This is a genomic window from Bradyrhizobium sp. Leo170 (genome assembly GCF_004296405.1).
Classification (GTDB): domain Bacteria; phylum Pseudomonadota; class Alphaproteobacteria; order Rhizobiales; family Xanthobacteraceae; genus Bradyrhizobium.
Genome location: NZ_PSRR01000378.1, coordinates 1 through 7958, shown reverse-complemented (window position 1 = coordinate 7958; position 7958 = coordinate 1). Strand labels below are relative to the sequence as shown.

Below are 7958 nucleotides of genomic sequence, written 5' to 3'. Positions count from 1 at the left end.
CCACCCCATCAACCACAGGGCGGCGTTGTGGCGCGAGCAAGCAGTTACAGCTTTGCTTATCACATCCACTTGTGGTTATGGGTCCCCGCCTTCGCGAGGACGACAGTGGAGTGCGGGGCTAGCGCTTCCCCGCTCCCATATAGCCGAACAGGAAGCCCGCCACCTTGCGCTTCTGGATTTCCTCGCTGCCTTCCGTGATGCGGTAGCGGCGGTGGTGGCGGTAGATGTGCTCGAACGGCTTGTGGCGTGAATAGCCCATGCCGCCGTGGACTTGCATGGCGCGGTCGGCGGCCTCGCAGCACAGGCGGTTTGCCCAGTAGTTGCACATCGAGACCTTGTCGGAGAGCGTGTGCTCGACCTGCGCCTGGGTGAGCTGGTCCATTTCCCAGGCGGTCTTGCGGATCAAGAGACGCAGCATCTCCGCTTGCGTGGCGAGTTCGACCAGCGGCCACTGGATGGCCTGGTTCTCGGCCAGCGCCTTGCCGAACGGCTTTCGCTCCCGCGCATAGTTGACGCTTTCGTTGATGCAGTAGACGGCGGCGCCCAGCGAGCTCGCGGCCTGGCGGATGCGGTTCTCGTGCACGAAGCACTGCGCCAGCGACAGCCCGCGGCCGACTTCGCCGAACAGCGCATCCTCAGGCACGAACACGTCCGTAAAGCTGACACGGGGATGATCGGTCGGCATGTTGAAGGTCCACATATATTGCTCGACCTTCACGCCTTCCGATTTCGCCGGCACCAGGAAGCAGGTGATGCCGCGCGCGTCGCCATCATTGCCTGACGTGCGCGCAAACAGCGCGCAGTGGGTCGCGACATGCATGCCCGTGGTCCACATCTTCTCGCCGTTGATCAGCCAACCCTTGACGTTGTCTCGGGTCGCAGGCTCCGCCTTGGTCTCCATATGCGTCGCATCGGAACCGTGGTCGGGCTCGGTGAGGCCGAAGGTGATGCGGTATTTGCCAGTGATCGAGCCGTCGATCATCGCCTTTTGCGCGTCGCTGCCGTAGCGGTCCAGCATGGTGACGACAGGGAAATTGCCGACGATCGAATGCTCATTCTGCAGGTCGTTGTGCAGGCCTAGACCCTTGGAGGCAAAATGCTCGCGGATCATGGCCATCCAGAGGTTGGAGCCGTCCTTGCCGCCATAGCGTTTCGGGATCGCGAAGCGTAGATGGCCCGCGGCATCGGCGCGGTCCTTTGCTTTGCGCAGCAGCGCCTCCCATTCGTGCCGCGGCAGGCCGCCATTGTCGAAATCGGTGCGCGCCCATTCGCGGCGGTGGTCGAAGAATCGGATGTTGTCGTCAGCCTCCTCCAGCGGCTTGATCTCGCGCGCGATGAAGGAATCGAGTTCGGCGAGATAGGCGACGAGGTCGGCCGGCAGGTTGAAATCCAAGGCAGTCTCTCCCGGAGATATCGTTGATTGTCGTTTTGCGTTTAGGCGCTGCGCGCTCCTGCTTCGTCGATTAAGGTGAGAAGACGGCGCTCAAGTCAAGCAATCACGTCGCGCTTGGCATGCGCGCCTTGCTTGCGTAATTGAGTGGCATCAAACCCCAAGCCGGCGCTAATATCGCGGCCAATATTCTTCGCCACAGAAAATCAGCGGGAGCGAATATGGATCTGAAATTCTCGAAGGTGGAACGCAAGGGCCCGATCACGATCGTAACGCTGTCGCGCCCCGAGGTGTACAACGCGCTGCATATCGACGCGCATTTCGAGCTCAACAAGGTGTTCGACGACTTTTCCGCCGATCCCGAGCAATGGGTCGCGATCGTCACCGGTGCCGGCGACAAGGCGTTCTGCGCCGGCAACGATTTGAAATGGCAGGCGGCCGGCGGCAAGCGCGGCTGGGACAAGGGCGGCTTCGGTGGATTGACCTCGCGCTTCGACTGCGACAAGCCGATCATCGCCGCCGTCAATGGCGTGGCGATGGGCGGCGGCTTCGAGATCGCACTCGCCTGCGACCTCATCATCGCCGCCGAGAACGCGACCTTCGCGCTGCCGGAACCGCGCGTCGGTCTCGCCGCGCTCGCCGGCGGCCTGCACCGATTGCCGCGGCAGATCGGGCTGAAGCGCGCGATGGGCATGATCCTCACCGCGCGTCACGTCAGCGCCAAGGAAGGCCACGAGCTCGGCTTCGTCAACGAGGTCGTGCCGCAGGGCGAAGCGCTCGCCGCTGCCGTGCGCTGGGCCGAGACCATCTGCAAGAACTCGCCGATGTCGATCCGCGCCTCCAAGCAGACCATCGAACGCGGCCTGGCCGTGTCGCTGGAGCAGGCAATCAACGAGCAGCGCGATTACCCCGCGGTGAAGGCGATGGCAGCCTCGCAGGATTACATCGAGGGCCCGAAGGCGTTTGCCGAGAAGCGCCCGCCGAAGTGGGTGGGGAAGTAAGTTATCTGCCCTCTCCGTCATGGCCGGGCTTGTCCCGGCCATCCACGTTCTTTGGCACTTCGATGAAGGAAGCACGTGGATGCCCGGGACAAGCCCGGGCATGACGACACAACTACGATTTCGAAGCGGTGCCTATCTCCCGCTTGTACGACGCATAGTTCGGCTGATCGACGGCGAGCTTGTCCATTGTGGTCTGCCAGAGATGCTCGGCCAGCCCCGGTGTCTGCAGATCAATCTCGCCTTTTGCGATCTTCTCCGAAAGCGCACGGTTCAGCTCGAACAGCGAACCATCGGTGCCGAGCAATTTCTGCAGCCGCGCAGCCTCGGCAGCATCGGCCGCTTGCGCGAGCGTTAGCTGCCGTATCACCAGGTCGAGCGCGTTGATGCCGACGCGTAGCTTGAACGCGTTGTGGCCTTCGATCGCAGGCGCGATCTCGCTGCGCAGAAAATCGGCGACCGCCTTGATCAGCTCGTTGGGTGTCGGTTCATCCTGCATCTCAACGCCCTCGCGGTGCCAATAGCCTGAGCAGATCGATCTCGGTCTCCGACGCTCGGCGGCCAATCATCGCGCGTTCCATGGAATGGTCCGGACCAGTGCGGAAGCGCTGCATCATGCCGCAGCACATCACGCCCCAGCGCAGTGTGCCCATCACTTCCCAGAACATTACTCTGACAGGATCGACCTTGCGGCCGGTCTCCTCGTAACCTGCGAACAGTTCCTCGCGCGAACCGAAGCCGCCGACCGGCTTGTCGATCTCGCCGAAGCGCCAGGAGTTGACGCAGATCCAGCCGAGATCCTCCATCGGATCGCCGAAATGCGCGAGCTCCCAGTCCAGCACCGCGCGCACGCCGTCAGGACCGATGATGAGGTTGCCATGGCGGAAATCGCCATGCACCAGCGTCACCTCGTCCGATGGACCGGGATCGTGGTCGCGCAACCAGCGCAGCGCCAGTTCGAACACCGGGCGCGGCCAGTCGAAGCTGCGATATTCCCGCTCGAGATCGCCAATCTCCTTGGTCGCCGTCATCTGCCGCAGCTTCGGCAGCTTCGCCGCCGGCAAGCCGTGGATGCCGGCAGCGACCTTGCCGAGCTGGCGCGCCAGCAGCGGCCGCGCCTTCGCAAACTGCTCGTCGCGCAGGATCTTGCGCGCGATGGTCTCGCCTTCGACGCGCGCCATGATGAAGCCGGTGCCAAGCCCCTCCTCCGGATTCAGCACGTGCAGCACGCGCGGCGACGGCAGGCCGGCGTCGTGCGCGAGCTGCATCAAGCTCGCCTCGGCATCGAGCCCGGCCGCGCGCGAGGGTGCTGCACCAAAGCCCGGCGGCGCGCGGCGCAGGATTGCGCCGATAGTGCCGTCCGGATGCACGATATCGAACGTCCAGGTCTCCTGGCTGGCGCCGCCGGAAAGTTTTGCGGCGCCGGTGACGCCGGTCGCCCCCGGACGGAAGGACGCGACGCAGCGCGCGAGCTCGGCTTCGATCATTTGCCCTTGAACTTCGCCGGGCGCTTCTCGAGGAACGCGGTGACGCCTTCCTTGAAATCCTCGGTGGTGCCGGCAAGCCGCTGGGACTGGTATTCCAGGTCGAGCTGATCCTCGAACGAATTCTCCGGGCTGTCCCAATAGAGCTTGCGGATCAGCGACAGCGCAACCGTCGGCCCGTTGGCAAGCTCATGCGCAAGCTTCATCGCCTCGTCCATCAGCGCGCCGTCGTCATGGAGGCGGTTGATGAGGCCCCATTCCAGCGCCTTCTCAGCCGGCAGTCGCTCGCCCATCAGCGACAATTCGATCGCACGCGCCTTGCCGACCAGCCGCGGCAAGAGCCAGGTCGAGCCGCAATCCGGCACCAGACCGATGCGGCGGAACGCCTGCAGGAAATAGGCCGAACGCGCACACAGGATCATGTCGCCCATCAGCGCGAAGCTCATGCCGGCGCCCGCCGCCGGCCCGTTGACCGCGGTGACGATCGGGCAATGCAGATTGCGCAACCGCCGCAGGAACGGATGGAACGCGGTCTCCAGCGCCGCGCCTGCGTTACGCTTGCCCGGCGTCTGGTTGTTTCGTCCTTGCAGATTGGCGCCGGTGCAGAATGCGCGGCCGGCACCAGTGATCACAAGGCAGCGCACCTCGTCCCGCTTGTCCTCGATCGCATCGAGCGCCTCGGCGAGGCCGCCGAGCATGTCGATCGACACCGCGTTCATGACCTCCTGATGGTCGAGCTTGAGGACCGCGACCGGTCCATCGAAATCGAGCGTGACATGTTTAAATTGCATTGTTTCCTCGTGGGTTGCACCCGCGCCATGGGTAACGCGGTAGGCCAAATCTTCGACCCATATTTGATTTTTGAGACGCGCTTGTCCATGGTGGAGCAAGCACGCCTCGCTTTCGGATGCACGATTAACGTGCGTCAGGCCAAATGGAAACACCCCAGGGAAATACGCCAAGGAAAAAATACCATGAGCATCTTCGACCTCTCCGGCCGCGTCGCGGTCATCACCGGTGGCAATGGCGGGATCGGGCTTGGCATCGCGCAGGCGCTGAATGCCGCCGGCTGCGATGTCTCGATCTGGGGCCGCAACGCCGAGAAGAACAAGGCGGCTGCGGCAACGATGGCGGCGGGTCCCGGCAAGGTCGACACCCGCATCTGCGATGTCAGTAATGCGGCCTCGGTGCAGGATGCGATGAAGGCGACGCTCGACACTTTCGGCCGCGTCGATGGCTGCTTCGCCAATGCCGGGATCGGCGGCGGCGGACGACGCGCCTTCATCGACCGCACCGAGGAGGAATGGCGAACGATGTTCGCAACCAATCTCGACGGCGTTTTCCACGTTTTCCAGGCTGCCGCCCGCCACATGACCGAGCGCGCCGAGGCTGGCGACGCCTTCGGCCGCCTCGTCGCCACCTCGAGCCTGGCGTCGCTGTTCGGCACCGCGCGCAACGAGCACTATGCCGGCACCAAGGCCGCGATCAACGCGCTCGTGCGCGCCCTCGGCGTCGAGCTTGCCCGCCATGGCGTCACCGCGAATGCGATCCTGCCCGGCTGGATCAAGAGCGAGATGACGGCTGGCATCATGTCGAACGAGAAATTCGTCGCCAATGTGATGCCACGCATCCCCGTGCGCCGCTTCGGCGAGCCTTCCGACTTCGGCGGCATCGCGGTCTACTTGATGAGCAATGCGTCGTCGTATCACACGACGGATTGTTTCGTGATCGACGGCGGCTACACAGCGTTTTAAACGCTGTTCGAATTCCGTCATGCGGCAATGGCGTCCTGCGCTGCGTCAGCGCAGGCACCCATGAAAAAAGCGCGCTCGCACTTTGAAACCACCGCGTCTATGGTTGGCCGCAACGATCTCGGCGATGGGAGGAAGAACATGAAACACGCCTACATACCCCGGACCACCAACTACACGCTCAATCCGGGCGACGAGCTCAACGACCTCCGCATGTCGGATCAGGTCCGTCCGCTTTATGAGCATGTGAAGAAGTTCATCCGGGAAACCGTCGAGCCGATGTCGGTCGAATTCTATCGGCACGGCGAGAACAAGAAGGACCGCTGGAGCTTTACCGACGGCCAGATCGAGGTTTTGGAGAAAGCCAAGAAGAAGGCCAAGGAGGAAGGCCTCTGGAACTTCTTCCTGCCCGACGCCGAGACCGGCGAAGGCCTGAACAATCTCGACTACGCCTATATCGCGTCCGAGCTCGGCAAGAGCCCGCTGGCCTCCGAGACCATGAACTGCTCGGCGCCTGATACCGGCAACATGGAAGTGCTGGAGCGTGTCGGCACCAAGGAGCAGAAGGAGATGTGGCTGAAGCCGCTCCTGAACGGCGAGATCCGTTCGGCCTACGCCATGACCGAGCCCAACGTCGCCTCGTCGGACGCCAAGAACATCTCCACTACCGCCAAGCTCGTCGGTGACGAGTGGGTCATCAACGGCGAGAAATACTACATCTCCGGCCTCGGCGATCCCCGCTGCAAGATCATGATCGTGATGGTGAAGACCAATCCGGATGCGCCGCCAAGCAAGCAGCAGTCGCAGATCCTGGTGCCAAAGGACACGCCCGGCGTCGAGATCCTCGGCCCCATGCATGTGTTCGGGCAGGATCATGCCCCGCGTGGACACATGCATCTGCGCTTCAACAATGTCCGGGTGCCGAAGGAGAACATGCTGCTCGGCGAGGGCCGCGGCTTTGAAATCTCCCAGGTTCGCCTGGGGCCGGGCCGCATCCATCACTGCATGCGCACCATCGGCAAAGCGGAGAAGGCGCTCGACATGATGGTGCAGCGCGGCCTCACCCGTGAAGCCTTCGGCAAGAAGATCGCGCATCTCGGCGGCAATCTCCAGATCATCGCGCAGGCGCGCTGCGAGATCGAGGCGATGCGGCTGATGGTGCTGAAGGCGGCGAAGGCGATGGACGTGCTCGGCAACAAGGAAGCGCGCGTCTGGGTCTCCATGGTCAAGGCCATGATCCCCGAGCGCGCCTGCAAGATCATCGACCAGGCGATCCAGATGCACGGCGCCACCGGCATCTCGCAATGGACGCCACTGGCCGAAATGTACCAGGACGTCCGCCACCTCCGCTTCGCCGACGGTCCGGACGAGGTGCATTGGATGGTGGTCGGCCGGCACGAACTGAGCATGCCGTAAAGGGCGCGGCGATTCGTAGGGTCGGCAAAGCGAAGCGTGCCCACCTTCACGAGCCGAGCCAGAATGGTGGGCACGCTTCGCTTTGCCCACCCTACGAATCTAGCCGCCCTACGATCTCTGAGGAAAGCCACCATGGAATACGCTGCCAGCGATCTGAAGCCCCGCGAGCGATATAAGGTGCTGGCATCCTTCGTGCTGCCACGACCGATCGCCTGGGTGACGAGCACAGGCCCAACCGGCGTTGTCAATGCCGCGCCGTTCAGCTTCTTCAACGTGTTCTGCGAGGACCCGCCGCTCTGCATGTTCGCGGTCAATCTGCGGCCGGACGGGCGGGTGAAGGATACGCTTGTCAATATCGAGCGTACCGGCGAGTTCGTGGTCAACATGACCGACGAACCGCTGGCGCACGCGATGCACGAGACCAGCGGCGACTTTCCGCCTGATGTCGGCGAGCCCGATTATCTCGGGCTCAAGCTTGCGCCATCGACCAGCGTGGCGGTGCCGCGCCTTGCCGACGCGCCATGGGCGATGGAATGCAAGACCTGGAAGATCATCGACGTCAACGACCGCCGGCTGATCATGGGTGAAGGCATCCACTTCTACATCCGCGACGAGCTGTGGGACCGCGAGGCCATGCGCGTGCACATGGAGCGCTACCACCCGGTCGGCCGCATGTTCGCCGACCGCTATTGCCGCACCGATGACCGGGTGGTGTTTCCGACCGCCGAGGGCGCGAAGCCGTAGATCCGTAGGGCGAGCAGGCGCGCCGCGGTCGTCTGACGCTCTGCGCGCGATGGTGGGCACGCTGCGCTTTGCCCACCCTACGACGTTCGTGCAATCGGCACGCTCTCTCCACGTCATTGCGAGCGCAGCGAAGCAATCCACGTCTCCGCAAGTGGCGCGATGGATTGCTTCGCTG

Annotated in this window: 8 protein-coding genes; 4 read left to right on the top strand and 4 right to left on the bottom strand. The window is 63.5% G+C overall.

The features are described 5' to 3' along the window. Positions 1 to 118: 118 nt before the first annotated feature. On the bottom strand, positions 119 to 1393 hold the full coding sequence (locus tag CWO89_RS37545; protein ID WP_130583400.1) for an acyl-CoA dehydrogenase family protein: 1275 nt from the start codon (positions 1391 to 1393) through the stop codon (positions 119 to 121). A gap of 218 nt (positions 1394 to 1611) precedes the next feature. On the opposite strand from CWO89_RS37545, the gene CWO89_RS37540 reads away from it, so the two are divergent. Continuing rightward, entirely contained in the window at positions 1612 to 2391 is a 780-nt protein-coding gene (locus CWO89_RS37540) for an enoyl-CoA hydratase-related protein (RefSeq protein WP_028164941.1), read from the top strand. A gap of 112 nt (positions 2392 to 2503) precedes the next feature. Here the strand turns inward: CWO89_RS37540 and CWO89_RS37535 are convergent, their stop codons facing one another. Genes CWO89_RS37535 through CWO89_RS37525 form a run of 3 tightly spaced genes read right to left on the bottom strand, consistent with a single transcriptional unit; the run spans position 2504 to position 4663 of the window. Then, the gene (locus tag CWO89_RS37535; RefSeq protein ID WP_130583399.1) at positions 2504 to 2887 is read right to left on the bottom strand and encodes a DUF6285 domain-containing protein; all 384 of its coding nucleotides are present in this window, start codon (positions 2885 to 2887) and stop codon (positions 2504 to 2506) included. Between the two features lies 1 nt (position 2888). Next, positions 2889 to 3875 carry a phosphotransferase family protein gene (locus tag CWO89_RS37530; protein ID WP_130583398.1) on the bottom strand — a complete coding sequence of 329 codons (987 nt, stop codon included), beginning with the start codon at positions 3873 to 3875 and terminating at the stop codon, positions 2889 to 2891. Then, a complete protein-coding gene (locus CWO89_RS37525; protein ID WP_130583397.1) occupies positions 3872 to 4663 on the bottom strand; it encodes an enoyl-CoA hydratase/isomerase in 792 nt (263 codons plus the stop codon). The genes CWO89_RS37530 and CWO89_RS37525 overlap by 4 nt, the downstream gene beginning before the upstream one ends. Positions 4664 to 4846: 183 nt before the next feature. Here CWO89_RS37525 and CWO89_RS37520 point away from each other — a divergent pair, with 183 nt between their 5' ends. The 3 genes from CWO89_RS37520 (at position 4847) to CWO89_RS37510 (ending at position 7783) form a co-directional block, all read left to right on the top strand. Further along, a complete protein-coding gene (locus CWO89_RS37520) occupies positions 4847 to 5626 on the top strand; it encodes an SDR family NAD(P)-dependent oxidoreductase (RefSeq protein WP_130583396.1) in 780 nt (259 codons plus the stop codon). Positions 5627 to 5764: 138 nt separating this feature from the next. After that, positions 5765 to 7039: an acyl-CoA dehydrogenase family protein gene (locus CWO89_RS37515; RefSeq protein ID WP_165421489.1), complete on the top strand. Its 1275-nt coding sequence runs from the start codon at positions 5765 to 5767 to the stop codon at positions 7037 to 7039. A 132-nt stretch (positions 7040 to 7171) separates the two neighbouring features. Beyond that, positions 7172 to 7783, top strand: coding sequence for a flavin reductase family protein (locus CWO89_RS37510; protein ID WP_130583395.1), 612 nt, complete (start codon positions 7172 to 7174; stop codon positions 7781 to 7783). Positions 7784 to 7958: the final 175 nt, after the last annotated feature.